At 39.8% G+C, this 19,154-nt stretch carries 21 protein-coding genes; 15 read left to right on the top strand and 6 right to left on the bottom strand.

The annotated features are described in order from the left end of the window. Positions 1–4: 4 nt before the first annotated feature. The 3 genes from MJO53_RS15055 to MJO53_RS15045 all read left to right on the top strand — a co-directional run bounded on the left by MJO53_RS15055 (position 5) and on the right by MJO53_RS15045 (position 3,399). The gene (locus MJO53_RS15055; protein WP_252079707.1) at positions 5–454 is read left to right on the top strand and encodes a DUF6146 family protein; all 450 of its coding nucleotides are present in this window, start codon (positions 5–7) and stop codon (positions 452–454) included. 33 nt (positions 455–487) lie between these two features. Further along, a complete protein-coding gene (locus MJO53_RS15050) occupies positions 488–1,003 on the top strand; it encodes a DUF6787 family protein (RefSeq protein ID WP_224836989.1) in 516 nt (171 codons plus the stop codon). Positions 1,004–1,104: 101 nt separating this feature from the next. After that, on the top strand, positions 1,105–3,399 hold the full coding sequence (locus MJO53_RS15045; RefSeq protein ID WP_252079706.1) for a TonB-dependent receptor: 2,295 nt from the start codon (positions 1,105–1,107) through the stop codon (positions 3,397–3,399). A 25-nt stretch (positions 3,400–3,424) separates the two neighbouring features. Here MJO53_RS15045 and MJO53_RS15040 read toward each other — a convergent pair whose 3' ends face one another. Genes MJO53_RS15040 through msrA form a run of 3 tightly spaced genes read right to left on the bottom strand, consistent with a single transcriptional unit; the run spans position 3,425 to position 4,916 of the window. After that, positions 3,425–3,727, bottom strand: coding sequence for a hypothetical protein (locus MJO53_RS15040; protein ID WP_252079705.1), 303 nt, complete (start codon positions 3,725–3,727; stop codon positions 3,425–3,427). A 39-nt stretch (positions 3,728–3,766) separates the two neighbouring features. Further along, positions 3,767–4,366, bottom strand: coding sequence for a GTP cyclohydrolase I FolE (gene folE / locus MJO53_RS15035; protein WP_224836992.1), 600 nt, complete (start codon positions 4,364–4,366; stop codon positions 3,767–3,769). Then, complete coding sequence (gene msrA, locus MJO53_RS15030; RefSeq protein ID WP_252079704.1) at positions 4,353–4,916, bottom strand: peptide-methionine (S)-S-oxide reductase MsrA; 564 nt, start codon at positions 4,914–4,916, stop codon at positions 4,353–4,355. The genes folE and msrA overlap by 14 nt, the downstream gene beginning before the upstream one ends. A gap of 182 nt (positions 4,917–5,098) precedes the next feature. Here msrA and MJO53_RS15025 point away from each other — a divergent pair, with 182 nt between their 5' ends. From MJO53_RS15025 to MJO53_RS14980, 10 genes are all read left to right on the top strand, one after another. After that, positions 5,099–5,767 (top strand): ABC transporter ATP-binding protein, encoded by a 669-nt coding sequence (locus tag MJO53_RS15025; protein ID WP_252079703.1) that lies wholly within the window; start codon positions 5,099–5,101, stop codon positions 5,765–5,767. Position 5,768: 1 nt separating this feature from the next. Then, positions 5,769–6,533: a TIGR02757 family protein gene (locus MJO53_RS15020; RefSeq protein ID WP_252079702.1), complete on the top strand. Its 765-nt coding sequence runs from the start codon at positions 5,769–5,771 to the stop codon at positions 6,531–6,533. Positions 6,534–6,725: 192 nt separating this feature from the next. Continuing rightward, positions 6,726–8,210: a S10 family peptidase gene (locus tag MJO53_RS15015; RefSeq protein WP_224836995.1), complete on the top strand. Its 1,485-nt coding sequence runs from the start codon at positions 6,726–6,728 to the stop codon at positions 8,208–8,210. A gap of 139 nt (positions 8,211–8,349) precedes the next feature. After that, positions 8,350–8,619, top strand: a complete 270-nt coding sequence (locus MJO53_RS15010) for a hypothetical protein (RefSeq protein ID WP_252079701.1) — start codon at positions 8,350–8,352, stop codon at positions 8,617–8,619. Between the two features lie 32 nt (positions 8,620–8,651). Beyond that, the gene (locus MJO53_RS15005) at positions 8,652–9,347 is read left to right on the top strand and encodes an SGNH/GDSL hydrolase family protein (protein WP_252079700.1); all 696 of its coding nucleotides are present in this window, start codon (positions 8,652–8,654) and stop codon (positions 9,345–9,347) included. A 20-nt stretch (positions 9,348–9,367) separates the two neighbouring features. Continuing rightward, positions 9,368–10,375 carry a glycosyltransferase gene (locus MJO53_RS15000; RefSeq protein ID WP_252079699.1) on the top strand — a complete coding sequence of 336 codons (1,008 nt, stop codon included), beginning with the start codon at positions 9,368–9,370 and terminating at the stop codon, positions 10,373–10,375. Positions 10,376–10,583: 208 nt separating this feature from the next. Continuing rightward, on the top strand, positions 10,584–12,506 hold the full coding sequence (locus MJO53_RS14995; RefSeq protein WP_252079698.1) for a BatA domain-containing protein: 1,923 nt from the start codon (positions 10,584–10,586) through the stop codon (positions 12,504–12,506). Further along, the gene (locus MJO53_RS14990; RefSeq protein ID WP_252079697.1) at positions 12,503–13,756 is read left to right on the top strand and encodes a dihydroorotase; all 1,254 of its coding nucleotides are present in this window, start codon (positions 12,503–12,505) and stop codon (positions 13,754–13,756) included. Before MJO53_RS14995 ends, MJO53_RS14990 begins: the two co-directional genes overlap by 4 nt. Next, positions 13,756–14,079 carry a hypothetical protein gene (locus MJO53_RS14985; protein WP_252079696.1) on the top strand — a complete coding sequence of 108 codons (324 nt, stop codon included), beginning with the start codon at positions 13,756–13,758 and terminating at the stop codon, positions 14,077–14,079. Before MJO53_RS14990 ends, MJO53_RS14985 begins: the two co-directional genes overlap by 1 nt. Before the next feature lie 9 nt (positions 14,080–14,088). Beyond that, entirely contained in the window at positions 14,089–14,748 is a 660-nt protein-coding gene (locus MJO53_RS14980; RefSeq protein WP_252079695.1) for an alpha/beta hydrolase, read from the top strand. 92 nt (positions 14,749–14,840) lie between these two features. Here the strand turns inward: MJO53_RS14980 and MJO53_RS14975 are convergent, their stop codons facing one another. After that, positions 14,841–15,338: a hydrolase gene (locus MJO53_RS14975; protein WP_224837003.1), complete on the bottom strand. Its 498-nt coding sequence runs from the start codon at positions 15,336–15,338 to the stop codon at positions 14,841–14,843. A gap of 139 nt (positions 15,339–15,477) precedes the next feature. After that, the gene (locus tag MJO53_RS14970; RefSeq protein WP_252081251.1) at positions 15,478–16,242 is read right to left on the bottom strand and encodes an MBL fold metallo-hydrolase; all 765 of its coding nucleotides are present in this window, start codon (positions 16,240–16,242) and stop codon (positions 15,478–15,480) included. A gap of 89 nt (positions 16,243–16,331) precedes the next feature. Here MJO53_RS14970 and MJO53_RS14965 point away from each other — a divergent pair, with 89 nt between their 5' ends. Beyond that, entirely contained in the window at positions 16,332–17,783 is a 1,452-nt protein-coding gene (locus tag MJO53_RS14965) for a TonB-dependent receptor (RefSeq protein ID WP_224837004.1), read from the top strand. A 131-nt stretch (positions 17,784–17,914) separates the two neighbouring features. Here the strand turns inward: MJO53_RS14965 and bcp are convergent, their stop codons facing one another. Continuing rightward, the gene (bcp, locus tag MJO53_RS14960; protein WP_224837005.1) at positions 17,915–18,367 is read right to left on the bottom strand and encodes a thioredoxin-dependent thiol peroxidase; all 453 of its coding nucleotides are present in this window, start codon (positions 18,365–18,367) and stop codon (positions 17,915–17,917) included. A gap of 55 nt (positions 18,368–18,422) precedes the next feature. Here bcp and MJO53_RS14955 point away from each other — a divergent pair, with 55 nt between their 5' ends. Next, on the top strand, positions 18,423–19,085 hold the full coding sequence (locus MJO53_RS14955; RefSeq protein ID WP_252079694.1) for an endonuclease III domain-containing protein: 663 nt from the start codon (positions 18,423–18,425) through the stop codon (positions 19,083–19,085). The last annotated feature ends 69 nt before the right edge of the window (positions 19,086–19,154 follow it).

Genomic DNA, 19,154 nt, shown 5'->3' with positions numbered 1-19,154 from the left:
TATCATGAAAAAGAGAATATTACTTTTTGGTTTGACGTTTTGTATCGCGTTTGTTTCGTGTATTTCTCAAAAAGCTACATTGGATGTGTCCAACGAGGAACAAACCCTTTTTGATTCTGATGATGAGGAACCGGTAGAAATCAAGGATGCAGAATCCGAATACGAGATCATTATTATTGAGCCAGGGTTTTATACATGGCTAAACTCCATTGCCAGGCCGGAAGGCTACTATTCCAAATCCTTTTTGGAAAATAGAAATGCCATTATGGTAATTACCTGGAACCAGAGAGTATTGCAACCCAACAGGTTCAACCCAAATTTGTACGAATTGCAGATCAACTACGACCCAAGTATTGATTATGGATACGAGGTGAACTATAAATTGTACAATTACTTCATTTATTTTCAAAGAAAGTACAATCAAAGGCTAGGCCCTTTTCTACCACGGATTTAAAGTGCTATTTTTGCATCAATTACGAGATTAAAAATGCAAAAAATAAAACAGCGTTGGGAAATCCAAAAGAATTGGCAGTTCTTGTTTCCGATCTTGGGCACATTCCTAAATTTACTTACAGCTTATCTTATTTCTCGAAGTCTACTTCATATTTTTAATTTGAACAATACTATTTACGAATGGTTTTTTACCCTAGGGGTTATGCTTGCCATTCATCTGGTACTGATCAAGTTTTTTCTATGGTGTTTCAAAAAACTGGAGAATAAATGGAGAGTGGACTACAAATGGGAAATGATCGCCATATTTATTGTTTTTGCCATAACAGGTAGTTTATCCGGTAAATTGGCCGGCCCTTTGGTTCACTGGCTTGGCTTGGATGCGGAGAATATACCTGGTGCCTTATATTGGACCCTTCGGATCCTATTGATATTTCCTATCTATCAAATTTTACTTGTTTTGATCGGTTGGCTGTTTGGACAATATCAATTCTTCTGGAATTTTGAAAAAAAAATGCTGAAACGCATGGGCTTGGGCTCATTTTTGCGATAACCGGGGAAAATTAAATTTTTAAGAGCTAGATAAGTTTTTGGTTCGTTCACGACAAATGTTGAAATGTACGGAACCATATGTTCAACCTTTATTAGTTTAAAATGAAACAACTATACATCACCCTATTAATGATATTTACGGTAGTTTATAGCTATTCACAACATACACTCTCCGGAAATATATCAGATATGGAAACGGGAGCGCCCTTGGAACAAGTATCCGTATATGTTCCACAACTTGAAAACGGTACTGTAACCGATAAAAATGGGAACTTTTCTTTGAAAAACTTGCCAGAAGGTATCTATAAGTTGGTTGTTTCCTATATAGGTTTTGAAACCTATTCCACATCCATTGAGATCAGTGAAGGAAATAACCGGTTCGATTATAAAATGGAACCATCGGCCATAGAAATGGACGAAGTGGTGCTCTCCACGCCTTTTCACAAATTACAGCGCGAAAATGTAATGAAAGTGGAGCAAAAGTCCATGGAGGAGCTCAAACAACAAGGAGGAATTACCCTTTCAGAAGGAATAACGAACATTCCAGGAGTTTCCTCGGTATCGACCGGTGTCGGTATTGGAAAACCTGTAATACGTGGCTTAAGTTTTAACCGAGTTTTGGTGTATACCCAAGGGGTTAGATTGGAAAACCAGCAGTTTGGCGGTGAGCACGGGCTGGGACTCAACGACGCCGGAATTTCAAGTGTAGAAGTTATAAAAGGACCTGCCTCATTACTATATGGTTCGGATGCCCTAGGAGGTGTTTTGTACTTAAATCCCGAGAAATTTGAAATAGCAGGTGAAAGCTCTGGAGATATAAACATGAGGTATTTTACCAATACTTTGGGTTATAATGCAAACGCAGGTTTTAAAACGTCAGGGGAAAAATTAAAATTCTTGGTAAGGGGTGCATACGCATCCAATGCCGATTATGAAACGGGCGATGGCACAAGCGTTACCAATTCGAGGTTTAATGAAGCCGATTTAAAAACGGGACTTGCCTACCAAGCGTCCAAATTTAAAACAGAATTAAGGTATAACTACAATACTACGGAATTGGGCATTCCCGAAGAAATCGGGGTTCAAAACAACGATCGCGACCCTTTGTTGCCCTACCAAGAGCTCTCCACACATATATTAAGCTCCAAAAACAATTTGTTTTTTAAAAAATCGAGTTTGGAGGCTACGTTCGGGTATACTATAAACAACAGAAAGGAGTTTGAAGAGCATCACCACGAGGAAGATGGGCACGAACATGAGCACGAAGAAGGCGAGGAACATGAAGAAGAACACGAAGAAGAACATGAAGAAGAGGAAGAAGGCGCTGCCCTGGACATGAAGCTGAAAACCTTTAACTACAACATACAGTTTAACCCGCAGTGGGGAAATATAACAACTATTTTTGGGGTGCAGGGCATGCATCAAACCAACGAAAACTTTGGGGAGGAAATCTTGGTTCCCGATGCCGTGACCAACGATTTTGGGGTTTTGGCCACTTCTCACATTCATTTTGATAAAAGTGATCTGCAAATTGGATTGCGTTATGATCTAAGGTCTATAAACGGTGAAGCCAGTGGCATTGAGGGCGATGAGGAATATATTCCGGCACTGGACAGAAATTTTAATAATTTTAATGCGGCCTTGGGCTACCGAACGGACCTTGCCAAAACTATTATAGGACGTTTAAACTTGGCGACCGGTTTTAGGGCCCCCAACCTATCCGAACTGTCTTCCAATGGCCTGCACAGTGGCGCCAATCGAGTAGAAATAGGAAATCCGGACCTAGATAGCGAACAAAACTTTCAGATAGATCTTGCCCTAGAGTACGGGAACAAACATGTGGAAGCCTATATTAATTCGTTTTATAATATTGTAAACGACTATATTTATTTGGAGCCTACCGGTGAATTTAGGGAACTGGATCCCATTTATAATTTCCAACAACAAGATGCCATTTTGTACGGAGGCGAGTTTGGGTTCCACCTACACCCCCACCCTATTGATTGGCTGCACCTGGAAAGCAGTTACGATATTGTATATGGGCAATTGGATGATAAATCCAATTTGCCGCTAATATCTGCCAATCGCTGGACCAATACCTTTAGAGTGGAATGGAACAAAAGAAATCAGAACTACAAATGCTATGCTTTTGTAACGCTTCAAACATTTTTTGATCAGAACAAGGTTGCTGATTTTGAAACAAGAACGCCCCGATATAATTTGTTCAATGCGGGCATCGGAGGAGACTTGAATATTTTCAATCAAAAAGTTGGGTATTCGATTACAGCAAACAACCTGTTCAACAAGGATTATATTTCTCACCTATCCAGATTAAAAGCTGACGGCATAGCCAATATGGGAAGAAATATCTCTTTCAGTTTACATTTGCCCTTGTAGTGTGCAGGACATAAGTTTTCAAGAATTAAGGGTCAATCTTTTTAGGGTCGACCCTTTTTTTGCCCAACAAATAGGTATATATCCATGTTAAGGTAAAGGTCGGAATAACATCCAACCCTGGGATCAACTCTTCCGCAAAGGTAATCAGACCGGCAGCTTGACCGACCCTGCCTTTATACAAACGCGTCATGAGCCAACCAGCAATGGGCGCCCAAATTACATCGGAAAACTCTCCTATTCCCGGAATTGCAAAAGATAGCATACCAATGCCATCAAAAAGTAAACCTAAAAGTAGATTACGGTATTTTTTGTCCTTTTCTTCTGCCATATGGGAAAAATAGCAATTCCCGATTAATTTGAAAAAGGATTAGGACAAATCGGCACTAATAAGTTTCAAAAACTCGTTACGGGTCTCAATTTTCTCGAACTGTCCTCTAAAACCCGAAGTTGTGGTAACAGAGTTTTGCTTTTGCACCCCTCGCATCATCATACACATATGGGAAGCCTCAATTACCACAGCGACACCCTTAGGTTTTAGAGTAGAATTGATACACTCCAGGATATCGTGGGTCAACCGTTCTTGAACCTGTAACCTGCGCGCAAAAACATCCACAACGCGGGGAATTTTGCTCAATCCTACAATGTGGCCGTTGGGAATATAAGCAACATGGGCCTTCCCGAAAAAGGGCAACATATGGTGTTCGCACAAGGAATACAATTCGATATCCTTTATTATTACCATGTCGTCATATTCTTCCGCGAACATGGCCCCTTTTAATATTTCTTCTGCATTCTGCTTGTACCCCTGTGTTAAGAAAAGCATGGCCTTCGCCGCACGTTCTGGTGTTTTGATCAAACCTTCCCTGGTTACATCTTCCCCGATATCGTCCACAATTTTGGAAAAATGGTCTTTTACCTCATTGGTGATCTCTATGTTATATTCTTCGAGGTTTCTATATGGTGCCATGTTTTAGCTTTTTTGAAAAATAATTGTTCAATTTTTTGATCTTGGGATCTATTATAATTTGACAATACGGTTGCTCTCTATGTCCGTTGTAATAATCGTGATGCTCTTTTTCTGCCAAATAAAAAGGTTTTTCCTCGGATATCTGGGTAACAATAGGAGAATCAAAGATACTTTCGTTGTCCAACAAGTTGATAAAATCCTCGGCAATTTGTTTTTGCTCGGGCGAAGTATAAAAAATATCACTTCGGTATTGCGTGCCAACATCGTTTCCCTGTCGGTTGAGCGTGGTGGGGTCATGTGTAGCAAAAAACACCTCCAAAAGTTCGGCATAGGATATTATCGATGGATCAAATGTTATTTTTACACCTTCGGCATGGCCCGTACGACCGGTACAAATTTCGCGGTATGCTGGGTTTTTTATAGTCCCGCCTGTATATCCGGAAACTACTTCCACTACTCCGTTTAGCCTTTGGAATACGGCTTCGGTACACCAAAAACAACCTCCTGCTAAAATTGCAGTTTCCAATATTGAATCATTTTGTTTATTCATTTCTTTTCAAAGTTAAACAATATTTATATTGTATTACGATTTATAACAAATATTTATATGCATCTTAGTCGAACTTGGTTGTCCGGCCATTACTTTTAAATGGTATTTGCAAAAAAATCCCACTTCGAACAAACTTTACAATACAACAGTAATCATTATCTTCGAACACCGAACAATTAGTTATGATCAAGGCTACAAATATTCAAAAAAGTTACGGAGACCTCAAGGTATTGCAGGGAGTTGACCTCGATATTAAAAAAGGTGAAGTTGTTTCCATTGTTGGCGCTTCTGGAGCAGGAAAAACGACCTTGCTACAAATTCTGGGAACCTTGGACACCCCTACCAACAAGGAAGAAAGTGCTCTTTTGATCAATAACACGGACGTAAACCAATTGAATGACAAAAACTTGGCTCAATTTCGCAACGAGCATATCGGGTTTATTTTTCAGTTTCATCAATTATTGCCCGAGTTTACCGCATTGGAAAATGTATGCATACCTGCCTTTATTAAAAAAACATCCCGTACCGAAGCTGAACAACGTGCCAAAGAGCTTTTGGATTTTCTGGGATTAAAGGACCGTTACGACCATAAACCCAACGCACTGTCCGGTGGGGAACAGCAGCGAGTGGCAGTTGCCCGTTCTTTAATGAACAAACCATCGGTGGTTTTGGCCGATGAACCCAGTGGTAATTTGGATTCTGAAAGTGCCGATAATCTACACAAACTGTTTTTTCAGTTGCGGGAAGAGTTTGGACAAACCTTTGTTCTAGTAACGCATAATCTGGACCTTGCCGATATGGCGGACCGAAAACTAACCATGGTAGATGGTCGGATTGTCTCCAAGAATTAGTATGACCAAAGCAGAACTCAAGGAATTTCTCGATGCCAAGGTAGAGGAATACGATCATCCCAAGTTTTTAGAGGACGACCCTTTACAGATTCCGCACAAGTTTGCATTAAAAGAGGATATTGAGATCAGCGCTTTTTTAACGGCTACCATAGCCTGGGGCAACCGTAAGAGCATTATTAACAATGCAAACAAACTTATGGATTTAATGGGCAACTCGCCCTACGATTTTGTGATGACCCATACCGAGGAGAACCTTAGTGAACTCTCGACATTTGTACACCGCACTTTTAATGGTATTGATCTTGGTTACTTTGTAACCAGTCTCCAAAACATCTACCAAGAACATGGAGGATTGGAGACGATTTTTACCCAATACCAGACCAAGGATTCCATGCAGCCCGCAATTTCGGAGTTCAAACAACTATTTTTTGAACTCCCTCATCAAAATCGCACCCAAAAACATGTGTCCGACCCCAAAAAGGGATCCGCGGCAAAACGCATCAATATGTTTTTACGATGGATGGTCCGTGATAGCAGTACGGGAGTTGATTTTGGCTTATGGAAAGGCATTGCCCCTTCCAAACTCTCCTGCCCGTTGGATGTGCATTCTGGCAATGTGGCCCGCAAACTCAAATTACTAAAGCGTAAACAGAACGATGCCAAGGCATTACAGGAACTGGACAAAAACCTGAGAAAACTGGATGCCGTCGACCCTGTAAAATATGATTTTGCCCTATTTGGGTTGGGAGTTTTTGAGAGATTCTAAACCCTTAACAAACTATCATCAGTTAATTCTGATTATACCTATCAAAAAGCCAATTGTACATTTTTATATCTTGTATTTATTAAATCCAAAGAGAGATATAAATACGATAGGTGATTTTTTTCAAACCTAGATTTAAGGAAACCAATATCAAATTCCTTATTTTTATGAACTAGACTAATTCAACCATATAAAATGAAAAAACTTTTATTATTGGGTATGGCGTTCTGTGCGACCATTACATTTGCCCAAGAAAGAAAACTTCCTGTAGACACTACCATTACTACCCAGCACTCCGTTACCATAAATGGTGCACGAATCGATTATTCAGCTACCACGGGCACACAACCTGTTTGGGACGAAATGGGAGAGCCCGTTGCATCCTTACATTATACCTATTATACCAAAAATGGGGTAAAAGACAGATCTTCCCGTCCATTGTTGATTTCGTTCAATGGAGGTCCGGGCTCTGGTTCCGTTTGGATGCATTTGGCCTACACCGGTCCAAGAATCCTAAAAATTGATGACGAAGGTTACCCTGTTCAGCCCTATGGCGTAAAGGAAAATCCATATTCTGTTTTGGATGTTACCGATATTGTTTACGTAAACCCGGTAAACACAGGTTATTCCAGAACCATACCGGAAACCGGAAAGGAAGTAGACCGAAAAAAATTCTTTGGGATCAATGCCGATACCAAATATTTGGCAGAATGGCTGAATACATTTGTAACACGGAACAATAGATGGAACTCCCCAAAATATATTGTGGGTGAAAGCTATGGTGGAACACGTGTTATGGGATTGTCCTTGGCATTGCAAAACCAACAGTGGATGTACTTGAACGGTGTAATCATGGTTTCACCTGCGGATTACAAGGTGTTCCGCGACAATGATCCCGTTTCCAGTGCTTTGAACTTACCATACTTTGCAGCTGCGGCATGGCACCACAAAGCTTTGCCATCCGATTTGCAAAGCAAGGATTTGTTGGAAGTTTTGCCAGAAGTTGAAGAGTTCACCATAAACGAATTATTACCGGCCATTGCCAAGGGTGGGTTTATTGCAGATGCGGAACGGAAGTCCATCGCCGATAAAATGGCCCGCTACTCAGGTTTAAAAGCAAAAGATATCCTAGACCATAATTTGGATGTTCCCACACAGTTTTTTTGGAAGGCCCTTTTAAGGGAAAAAGGAGGATATACCGTTGGCCGATTGGATAGCCGCTATTTGGGAATAGATAAAACATTGGCAGGTACGCGCCCGGATTACTCTCCAGAACTGACTTCTTGGTTGCATAGCTTCACCCCAGCAATTAACTATTATTTGCAGGAAGAGCTAAACTTCAAGACCGATATAAAATACAATATGTTCGGTCCTGTACACCCATGGGACAATGAAAACGACAATGTGCGTGACAATCTAAGACAGGCCATGGCACAAAACCCGTACTTGAATGTTTTGGTGCAATCGGGATATTACGATGGTGCTTGCACCTATTTTGCAGCTAAATACACCATGTCCCAAGTTGATCCAAGTGGTAGAATGAAAGATCGTTTTGAATTTAAAGGGTACCGTTCCGGCCACATGATGTATTTGAGGAGAGAAGACCTAAAGGCCGCAAATGAAGACATACGGGCTTTTATTTTAAGAACACAAGCAAAAGGCAAGAGCGCAAAATATTAATCCCAATACTATTAAACCAAAATTAGGCGGTATAACTTTTTTAGTTATATCGCTTTTTTATTGAGTAATTCCCTGTGGATTAAATTATGATGTAACAAAACCACAATAAAAGACACTGATATACTAAAATATATCAACTATGGGAGGAGAAGGTAGCATGATGCATGCCATAAAGAGTATGAAGCTCAATAGAAGCATGCTCAAAAAAAGAAAATTAAAATCTAAAGACGATGTTTACGGCACTAAAAATGTTACTGAATTATATTTTAAAAAATCCACCCAAAGGGATATAGCTCGTATTCGTAAAAAAATGTTTATTCAAAAAGAAAAAGAGAAAAGGCATATGATCTATGCTGTTATAGCCACTATTATCTTCTTTTTTATTCTGTATTTACTTTTAATACCCTGATATTTTTCTATTTTTAACCAAAACCATCCCTTGTGAAGAATCTAACCATTTATTGGATCATGTTTTCATTTTTAGGATTATCCATTTCATCAAAAATAAATGCTCAGGATTGGCCCAATTTGGAAAAATATAAAAAGGAGAATACCCGTATTTCGACTTCCAACGGAACCGAAAACCGTGTAGTTTTTATGGGTAATTCCATTACCGAGATGTGGAAGGGCGCAAATCCTGATTTTTTTGATAAAAACCCGTACATAAACCGTGGTATCGGTGGACAAACAACTCCTCAAATGTTATTGCGCTTTAGGCAAGATGTAATTGACCTGAACCCAAAAGCGGTGGTAATTTTAGCCGGTACGAACGATATTGCCGGCAACACAGGTCCTATGACTTTGAAACAAATTCACGACAACATCCTATCCATGGTGGAACTGGCCCAAGCCAACCAGATCATACCCATTGTATGTTCAGTTCTTCCTGCTTTTGATTATCCGTGGAGCCCCGGTTTGCAGCCCAATATTAAAATCCCAAAACTTAACAGAATGCTCAAAAATATGGCTAGGGACAAGGGTGCCGTATATTTGGATTATTTTTCTAAAATGGCAGATGACAGAAATGGATTGCCACCCGAATTGACTACGGACGAGGTACATGTAACCAAGGCTGGCTACAAAATTATGGAGCAAATGGTCAAGGAAACCATAGATCAGGTCTTGCAACACCAATAAAAGAACAAGTCCTTTATTTTATGCAAAACGGCAAGATCAGTATCATAATACCCTTTAAAAACACTGCACACTATCTGCCCGAATGCCTAGATTCAATTTTAAACCAAACATATCCGGATTGGGAAATCTTAGCAGTAAACGATCATTCCACCGATACTGGTTTAGAGCTCTTAACCGCCTATTCCACTAAAGATTCACGCATCAAGGTTTTTGAAAATAAGGGGCAGGGAATAATACCAGCGTTACGTACGGGATATGCCCAAAGTACTGGCGCATATGTAACCCGTATGGATTCCGACGACATAATGAAGCCAGAACGATTGGAGGTAATGGTTTCATCATTGAAAAAACAAGGAATGGGGTACGTGGCCGTAGGGCAGGTAAAATATTTTTCACATAGGGGAATTAGTAATGGCTACGCTAGATACGAACAATGGCTTAATCACCTTACGGAAAATGGGGCCAATTTTGAAGAGATTTACAAAGAATGCTCAATTCCCTCCCCATGCTGGATGGTCCATCGCCAAGATTTTGAAATATGCCAAGGATTTATACCGGACAGATATCCGGAAGACTACGACCTTACGTTCCGATTTTACGAAAATGGTTTGCAAATAATCCCATGTAACCAAATACTCCATTTATGGAGAGACTATGATACACGAACTTCTCGAACGCATGAGCACTACGCACAAAATTATTTTTTGGAGATCAAGCTCCATTATTTTTTAAAGTTGAATCGTACACCCAATAGACCCCTAGTGATCTGGGGTGCGGGATTTAAGGGAAAAAAGATTGCGAAGGGTCTTAAAAAACAAAACTTGGATTTTGTTTGGCTATGCGATAATCCCAAAAAAATCGGAAAAAACATTTATGGTAAAGAATTGGTACATTTTAATGCATTGAAGAAATTAAAAAATCCACAAAGCATCATAACCGTTGCCAACGAGGAAGCACAAGAGGAAATTCGAAGTTATTTTACTGAATTGGGCCAATCCCCGATGCAGGATTATTTCTTTTTCTGTTGATTTAAAATTGAAACGGTAAAAGGTATAGTTTACATACCAAATACAAAAATAGAGTATAAAAACGGTGCGATCAGTGTTGAAAAGATGGTTCCCCATGGCCAAAAATGATTACACTTTTACTGTTTTGCCCAAGGATTACGGACAATTGGCAAATCAATACTAAAATCCAAATATTTTAATCCCTATCTTTGATCAAGCAAAATTGGGAATGCAGTTTAAACATCCAGAAATTTTTTGGGCACTTTTTCTTCTCGTAATACCCATATTGATTCATTTATTTCAATTACGTCGATTTACCAAAACACCTTTTACCAATGTGGCAATGCTACAAAAGGTAGTTTCCGAATCCAGAAAAAGCAACAGCCTTAAAAAATGGTTGTTATTGTTTACACGGTTGTTGCTACTGGCAGCTATAATAATTGCCTTTGCACAACCTTTCAGTTCCTCGAGCACCGCTCTTCAAGAAAAAGAGATCGTGGTTTATTTGGATGATTCCTTTAGTATGCAAGGCAAGCAAAATGGGATTCCAGTTTTGGAAAAGGCTGTTCAGGATTTTATCAAAAATGTGGGGAGTGACACGGAATTCAGCTTGTTCACCAACGATAAAACCTATACCAACATCCGAATAGGAGATATTCAGAATACGCTGCTGGCACTACCCTACTCTTATAAACAGCTCAACCTGAATGAGATTGGTTTAAAGGCCAATAGTTTGTTTTCTACAAGCAAAACATCGATTAAAGATCTGATCGTAATTTCTGATTTTCAAGAAAGATTAGCTTCGCAAAACAACGTTTTGGATTCTACCATGAACGCCCATTTTGTTCCCGTACGACCACGGCAAGTCCCAAACGTGTCCATAGATTCGGTTTTTATGGATGATAGTGTAAACGATCAGGGGCGTCTTAAAGTACTGCTTTCAGGAGGTACCGAGGATGATCCCGTGCCGATTTCGTTGTATGACAATGGGGAACTAATCGCCAAAACGGCAGCAAAATTTACATCGAACGGAAATGCCGAAGTTGAATTCTCCATCCCTGTCCATCAAAAATTAGATGGCCACTTGAGTATTATGGACAATGCTTTGGCCTACGATAACCGATTTTATTTCAATATCAATGCCAGGGAAAAAATAAAAGTGTTGGCCATAAGCGAATCGGAAAGTGATTATTTGAACCGTCTGTTCCGAGGCGATGAGTTCGATTTTAACAAGTTCTCACCAGATCGACTCGATTATAGTGTTTTGGATGATAAAAACGTTATAGTATTGGATAATTTGAACGCTATTCCGAGTAGTTTGCAGACTGTTCTGCGGTCGTTTTTCAATACTGGAGGCACCGTGATCATTGTTCCCTCCAGTAACACCGATCTATCTTCATACAATTCCTTACTATCCAGTTTATCCTCTACGCGTTTTATCGAAAAAGTCTCATCGGAAGCTCAGTTGACCACGATTTCGTTCGATCATCCTTTGTACCAAAATGTCTTTGAACAACAAGTGACCAATTTTCAATACCCCACCACAAATGGATATTTTAATGTACGGACCAACCTTGCTACGGCATTGGCCATGGACGGAGGAAACCCTTTTTTAATTGGTGACAATAGATTATATGTATTTACGGCGCCTTTGGAGCTGGCAAATTCCAATTTTGTTAATTCACCTTTGATCGTGCCCACTTTTTATAATATGGCACAATCGAGCTTACGATTGCCAAAGTTGTTTAACACATTGGGCAGTGCATCTACCGTGGATGTTGTTGTAGAATTGGACAATGATGATATTTTAAAAGTGACCAAGGAAGGGTACGAATTTATACCGCTGCAACAGAGTTTTCCCGCGAGGGTTCAGCTCACCTTCGATCAGAATCCAACAGAAGATGGGGTTTATTCCATAGTACGGGACAATGAGATTTTACAAAATATCAGCTTTAATTACCCAAGAACGGAAAGTCAGCTCAAATACCTGGATTTGGGGACATTGCAAAACATAAACACCCTGGATTCAATTCCAGAACTTTTTGAACAGCTAAAAGCGGAGAATAACATTTACGCTTATTGGAAATGGTTTGTTATTTTAGCGTTGCTTCTGGCACTTATAGAGGTACTCATTCAAAAATTTGTTACATGAACATTCTGCTGAAGTCTGCAAAAATTGTGTGCCCGGATAACAAGGGTCTGCATTTAAAAAAGCGTGATATTCTCATTAAAAAAGGTATAATTGATAAGATCGGTGTGTCCTTGGAAGCCCCTTCGAATGTAAAAGTTGTAGAAAAAGATAATCTACACGTGTCCTTAGGTTGGTTCGATAGCAGCGTAAGTTTTGGTGAGCCTGGCTTTGAAGAACGTGAAACCATTGCCAATGGACTTTTTACTGCGGGGAAGAGCGGATTTACGGATATTGTGTTAAATCCAAATACGAACCCTGTTCCCGATACCAGTTCCGATATAGTTTTTTTAAAAGAAAGAGGACAGGGAAAAGCTACACAAGTTCACCCCATTGGCTCCCTGACCAAAAATTCCGACGGTGTAGACCTTGCAGAGCTATATGATATGAAAAATGCAGGTGCAGTGGCCTTTTATGATTTTAAAAAGCAGATAGCCAATCCCAATCTACTGAAAATTGCCCTGCTGTATGCGCAAAATTTTAATGGTTTGGTTCATTCCTTTCCTCAGGATAACAACATTAAGGGCAAAGGAGTGGTAAACGAAGGAGAAATATCCACCATGTTGGGCCTAAAAGGAATTCCCGCATTGGCGGAGGAGCTTCAGGTGGCCAGGGACTTGTTTATTCTGGAATACGCCGGTGGAAAATTGCATATTCCGACCATTTCCTCGGCCGGGTCGGTAAAACTAATAGCAGAAGCCAAGAAAAAAGGCTTGGACGTCACCTGCAGTACTGCCGTACATAATCTATTTTTTTCGGATGAGACCCTAAAGGGCTTTGATTCCAATTTTAAAGTGTCCCCTCCCCTTCGTGCAAAATCCGATTGTAAGGCATTGATCAAGGGGGTTAAAAATGGAACCATAGATTTTGTGACCTCAGATCATATACCGTTGGATGTAGAACACAAACGAGTTGAATTTGATAATGCGAAAAGCGGCAGTATTGGTCTGGAATCTGCTTTTGGCGCTTTGAACACCCTGTTCGAAATCGAGGAAACCATTAGGTTATTGACCAAAGGACGGGACAGATATCATATCGAGGAACCACAATTTACAGAAGGGAGCAAAGCCTGTTTTACCTTGTTCGACCCAGAACAGACCTACACTTTTGAAGTAAAGGATATTTTATCCACTTCTAAGAACAGTATGTTTATAGGTACTTCTTTAAAAGGAAAAGTTTACGGAATCATTAACAACGGCCAAAGCAATTTCTAATGAGTAAGCCCCAATCTGGAAAAACCGCCGCAATAGTATCTTACCTTACCATTGTGGGTTGTTTGATCGCAATAACAATGAACATGGAACCAAAAAATACATTTGCCCGTTTCCACATTAGGCAAGCCTTTGGAATTCACATACTTTTCCATGCCCTCGCCATATTATTGACCTATACCGGATTAGCTTATTTGTCCATACCCATCTATCTTTTTTATTTGGTTATTTGGGTTTTTGGTTTTTTACAGGTTTTAAACGAGAACACAAAGCCTTTGCCGGTTTTGGGCAAGTATTTTCAACAATGGTTTACTTTCATATCATAAAATAGAAAAATGTCTCCTAAACCCCTATCCTTAACATATTTATTACGCCCTTCCTCTATACAATCCGGCAAAATACCGGCGCTGTTTATGTTCCACGGCTATGGGAGCAACGAGGAGGATTTATTTTCTTTTGCTTCGGAATTACCAGAAGAATTGATGGTTTTTTCCGTAAAGGCCCCGTATGATCTAGAACCTTTTGGGCATGCTTGGTATGCCATCAATTTTGATGCAGAACAAGGCAAATGGAGCGATGATGAGCAAGCGAAGGAATCTAGGGAAAAGATAGTAGCCTTTATTGATGAAGCCATCGAAGCTTATGATCTGGATAAGGATAATATTTCTCTTCTGGGCTTTAGCCAAGGCACAATTTTGAGTTATTCGGTGGCATTGTCGTATCCCGAAAAAATAAAGAATGTGGTTGCGCTCAGTGGTTACATCAATGAAAATATATTGGTGGAAGATTATGGACAAAAAGACCACAGTAAGTTGAGTTTTTATGCTTCACATGGTCAAGTGGACCAAGTTATCCCTTTGGAATGGGCCCAAAAATCCCCTGAATTCCTCAAAAGCTTAAATATCCCAACTACTTACGAAGAGTTTCCGGTGGGACACGGGGTTTCCCAGCAAAACTTTTTTTCCTTTAAAAAGTGGTTGCAACAACGGATTTAAGCTATTTTGAGAAGGAATCTTAAGAATTCAGAAATGCGTTACAGATGACATATTTTTTGCATGTGTCGAGCTAAGTACTGACTTGAGGCAAATTAATAGTCCTGTGGTGCGTAAAGTAAATGTTCGGCCAAAGTAAAATCTACGCTTAGATCATCTTTTAGCTCATATTTGATAATCATATCCCCCCAATATTTTCCATCTGAGAAATCGGCCAAAATCCATTTATGGTTCAGCACTTTGATTTTGTTTATCTTAAAATCACTTTCCATCCCTTCGTAGGGAATTAAAGGATTGTCTCCTTTTTGTTCGTTGGTTTCCAGTAATTTATCCTGGATGTAGAGCGATGGGTTCTCCAGTTTTAAGTGGTCGTAATAGGCCAGGGCATCGTCGTTGTTCTCCAAGGTAAAGTATTGCATATCCAGTACCTTTAGATGCATGGTTTGTAGGGAATCTTCGAGTTTTACTACCTGGTTTTCCAATTTTTCCACATCAGAGCTCAATGCTTTTTGCATGTTACTACCAGTAACGTATTGAAAAAGTGCCAACAGAGCGGCAAAAACAAATAGGTATAGAAATATGTTTTTCTTCATGTATTTGAAAATTATATGAATCCTTAATTCCAATTAATGTCACATGGAACACAGTCGAGATGTTCCGTCCCGTGTTGGGTCGGACTCAAAATGACAATCTGTTATTTTATAACCTGCCATGATAACGAATTAAGAACTTCTATATTTTTATCTTTAGGTTATCGTAGGCCAAATGTACATTTTCTGGCAGTTTTTTTTCAACTTCTTCATGAAAACCCAAAAAAGCGCTGATATGGGTAAAATAGGTTTGTTCCGCGCCTACTTTTTCTGCAAATTCCAATGCTTCCTCCAAATTAAAATGGGAATGGTGGGGCTCAATACGCAGTGCATTGACCACTAAAATTTTTGCGCCTTTTATTTTTTTGATTTCCTCCTCCTCCACTCTTTTAACATCGGTCATGTAAACAAACTCTCCAAAGCGATAGCCAAAAACCTGTAAACGGTTATGGTAGGCTTCAATAGGTACCACGTCTAAATCGCCCAATGGGATATTCTTATTTTTAAAGACTTCGTGCACTTCTACCGCCGGGGCTCCGGGGTATCGATCCTCATCGGCAAAAATATAATCAAACCGCCTACGGAGCGAATCCAAAACCCGTGGATGGGCATAAACGGGAATATCTCCCTGCCTAAAGAAAAATGGGCGAATATCATCGATGCCCGCAGTATGATCGGCATGCTCGTGGGTAAACAGAATGCCATCCAGTCTTTCAATGGGATTTGTCAACATTTGCTGTCGAAAATCAGGGCCACAATCAATAACATAATTATATTCTTCCCAAGAAATCAGTACCGATACACGCAGTCTTTTATCCTTAGGGTCTGTACTTAGACAAACGGGATGGTTGCTTCCTATCACGGGTATGCCCTGCGAAGTGCCCGTACCTAAAAAAGTAATGGTCATCTTATCATCCATTAAAACCAAAATTATAACTTATTTATTTAATAGATTGCCCGAAGAGTGTAACTTTGCCGTAGTTTAAAAATTTGGAAATGCCCAGCGTACCAAGCAAAGAAAATTCTTTTGAAAATATTCCTTCCATAAAGGCGAAAACCTTAAGGATAAATTTGAATCGAGATATTTACGGAACTTTTGCCGAGATCGGAGCGGGACAAGAAACCGCCAGACATTTTTTTAGAGCTGGTGGCGCGTCCGGAACTATTGCAAAGGCAATGAGCGCCTACGACAAATCTTTTAGCGATGCCATTTATGGAATCGAAGAGGATGGCCGTTACGTTACACAATCTCGATTAAAAAAGATGTTGGACCACGAAATGCGTTTGGTGGAAGAACGGATCAGTAGGGACAACAACCCCGATTACCTGTTCTTTAGTTATGCCAATACTGTGGCCACCATCGATTTTTCAAAAAGATACAAAGGGCATGGTTGGGTCGGTCTTCGTTTTCAATTAGACCCGGACCAAAAGGAGTACGACGAAATTATTCTCCATATTCGATTTAAACAAAACGAGGCCAGATTACAACAGGAAACCCTCGGTATTTTAGGTGTTAATTTAATTTACGGCGCCTTTTTTAAGTTCCATAAGCCCAAAAAGCTCTTAAAATATCTATACGACCATATCGACCACGATACTTTGGAGATTGATATGATCAACTTTACCGGGCCTAATTTTTCCGAGGTCGACAACCGTTTAATGAGTCTTCAACTTATTAAAAACGATATGACGGATGCGGTAATGTTCGGCCCCGATGGGCACAACCTTTTGCCTGCGGCCGTGCTTTACAAGAAAAACATTTTGGCTCTTCGCGGTAGTTTTAGACCGGTGACCAAGGTGAATATGGACATGTTCCAGAAATCGTACGATATTTTTATTCGGGAGCAAACAGTAGATATGGACAATGCCATTGTAGTTTTCGAAATTACCTTGTCCAACCTAAAAGCTTCGGGTGAAATAGATGAGCAAGACTTTATGGATCGTGCGGAGCTTCTTTGTTCCCTGGGGCATACGGTGCTTATTTCCAAATTTCAGGAATATTATAAGTTGGTGGAATACTTTAACAGCTACACCAAGGCCAAAATTGGATTGACCATGGGCGTGAACAACTTGGTAGATGTTTTTGATGAAAAATACTATCGTCACTTGAGCGGTGGTATTCTTGAAGCGTTCGGCAAACTGTTCTTTAAGGATTTAAAAGTGTACCTCTACCCTATGAAAGATCCAGAAACGGGACAGGTGCTTACCAGCAACAATGTAAAGGTTCATCCAAGAATGAAAGAATTGTACAAATTCTTTAAATATAACGGAAAGGTGATGGACATTATTGATTATGACCCGGATGTGCTCCATATTTTCTCCAGGGATGTTCTTAAAAGAATCATTAACAAGGATGATGGATGGGAAGAAGAATTACCGGAGGGTATTGCCGAAATAATCAAAGAAAAAAACTTATTTACCAGAAAGGTTCTTGAGAAAAAAGAATAAACAAAAAGGCACTGAAATCAGTGCCTTTTTTACTTTATTACGTTTTATTGTCCGTTCGAGCGCAATCGAGAACTTTAAAATGCCTCATGTTTATTGACATCTAGACTACGCTCGATGAGAAAAAAAGCATTTTAAGACAATATCTGCGCAGCGTGGTCTTTGGTTTTTACTTTACTGATAACGTTTTCTACCACTCCATCACCATCAATAATAAAAGTGGTACGATGAATACCGTCGTATTCTTTTCCCATAAATTTTTTTGGCCCCCAAACACCAAAGGTGTTGATTACGGTATGGTCTTCGTCTGCCAATAAGGGAAAAGGAAACTCGTATTTGTTCCTAAAATTGGATTGTCTTTTTTCTGAATCGGCACTAACGCCCAAAAGCTCAAAACCTTGATCTTGCAATTCCTTATAATTGTCCCGTAAATTACAGGCTTCGGCCGTACATCCAGGAGTACTTGCTTTAGGGTAGAAAAATACCACTAACTTCTTGCCTTTGTAATCACTAAGATTAATTGTATTGCCGTCTTGGTCTTTTGCTGAAAAATCAGGTACTTTATCTCCTATTTTTAACATATTCATGATCTTTGTGATTGAATTTATTGTTTAATATTTACACAAGCAAAGTTAAACAAATATGACCAAACAAGAAAAGGTTGATTTCGCCGTAAAAACCTTGGATGAACTTTATCCTACCATTCCCATACCTTTAGATCATAAGGATCCCTATACCTTGTTGATTGCAGTTTTGCTATCCGCACAAAGTACCGATGTTCGTGTCAATCAAATTACCCCTCTTTTATTTGAAAAGGCCGATAATCCATACGATATGGTAAAGTTATCTGAGGAAGAGATTCGGGAGATCATTAAGCCAGTGGGTCTATCCCCTATGAAAGCAAAAGGCATTTATGGACTTTCCAAAATATTGATAGAAAAGTACAATGGCAAGGTACCCAGGGATATTGCTTTGTTGGAAGAATTGCCTGCAGTGGGACATAAAACCGCAAGTGTAGTGGTTTCACAAGCCTTTGGGATTCCAGCCTTTCCGGTGGACACCCATATTCATAGGTTGATGTACCGTTGGGGTTTTAGCAATGGCAAAAATGTGGTACAGACCGAACGTGATGCCAAACGTTTATTTCCAAAAGAAATCTGGAACAGGTTGCACCTTCAAATAATTTGGTATGGCCGGGAATATTCGCCTGCCAGGGGCTGGGACTTGGAAAAGGATATTATCACAAAGACTATTGGGCGCAAATCGGTGATCAACGAATACTATAAAAACAAAAAGAGCCGCTAATTGCGGCTCTTTTCGTCAGTTTGATCCTTAAATTAATTCAATGTTACTTCAAACTGGTGTTTTTTGTAG

Origin of the sequence: Flagellimonas marinaquae, from assembly GCF_023716465.1 — a bacterium.
Classification (GTDB): Bacteria; Bacteroidota; Bacteroidia; order Flavobacteriales; family Flavobacteriaceae; genus Flagellimonas; species Flagellimonas alginolytica.
Note: the sequence above shows the minus strand (reverse complement) of the source record. Positions and strands in the feature narration are given on the sequence as shown.

Coding starts and splice junctions, on each gene's coding strand:
- MJO53_RS15010 (WP_252079701.1), top strand. CDS start 8,350: ATGGGAGGAGAAGGTAGCATGATGCATGCCATAAAGAGTATGAAGCTC.
- MJO53_RS14955 (WP_252079694.1), top strand. CDS start 18,423: ATGACCAAACAAGAAAAGGTTGATTTCGCCGTAAAAACCTTGGATGAA.
- msrA (WP_252079704.1), bottom strand. CDS start 4,916: ATGAATAAACAAAATGATTCAATATTGGAAACTGCAATTTTAGCAGGA.
- MJO53_RS15050 (WP_224836989.1), top strand. CDS start 488: ATGCAAAAAATAAAACAGCGTTGGGAAATCCAAAAGAATTGGCAGTTC.
- MJO53_RS14980 (WP_252079695.1), top strand. CDS start 14,089: ATGTCTCCTAAACCCCTATCCTTAACATATTTATTACGCCCTTCCTCT.
- MJO53_RS14985 (WP_252079696.1), top strand. CDS start 13,756: ATGAGTAAGCCCCAATCTGGAAAAACCGCCGCAATAGTATCTTACCTT.
- MJO53_RS14975 (WP_224837003.1), bottom strand. CDS start 15,338: ATGAAGAAAAACATATTTCTATACCTATTTGTTTTTGCCGCTCTGTTG.
- folE (WP_224836992.1), bottom strand. CDS start 4,366: ATGGCACCATATAGAAACCTCGAAGAATATAACATAGAGATCACCAAT.
- MJO53_RS14990 (WP_252079697.1), top strand. CDS start 12,503: ATGAACATTCTGCTGAAGTCTGCAAAAATTGTGTGCCCGGATAACAAG.
- MJO53_RS14970 (WP_252081251.1), bottom strand. CDS start 16,242: ATGACCATTACTTTTTTAGGTACGGGCACTTCGCAGGGCATACCCGTG.
- MJO53_RS14965 (WP_224837004.1), top strand. CDS start 16,332: ATGCCCAGCGTACCAAGCAAAGAAAATTCTTTTGAAAATATTCCTTCC.
- MJO53_RS15020 (WP_252079702.1), top strand. CDS start 5,769: ATGACCAAAGCAGAACTCAAGGAATTTCTCGATGCCAAGGTAGAGGAA.
- MJO53_RS15025 (WP_252079703.1), top strand. CDS start 5,099: ATGATCAAGGCTACAAATATTCAAAAAAGTTACGGAGACCTCAAGGTA.
- bcp (WP_224837005.1), bottom strand. CDS start 18,367: ATGAATATGTTAAAAATAGGAGATAAAGTACCTGATTTTTCAGCAAAA.
- MJO53_RS14995 (WP_252079698.1), top strand. CDS start 10,584: ATGCAGTTTAAACATCCAGAAATTTTTTGGGCACTTTTTCTTCTCGTA.
- MJO53_RS15040 (WP_252079705.1), bottom strand. CDS start 3,727: ATGGCAGAAGAAAAGGACAAAAAATACCGTAATCTACTTTTAGGTTTA.
- MJO53_RS15055 (WP_252079707.1), top strand. CDS start 5: ATGAAAAAGAGAATATTACTTTTTGGTTTGACGTTTTGTATCGCGTTT.
- MJO53_RS15045 (WP_252079706.1), top strand. CDS start 1,105: ATGAAACAACTATACATCACCCTATTAATGATATTTACGGTAGTTTAT.
- MJO53_RS15000 (WP_252079699.1), top strand. CDS start 9,368: ATGCAAAACGGCAAGATCAGTATCATAATACCCTTTAAAAACACTGCA.
- MJO53_RS15015 (WP_224836995.1), top strand. CDS start 6,726: ATGAAAAAACTTTTATTATTGGGTATGGCGTTCTGTGCGACCATTACA.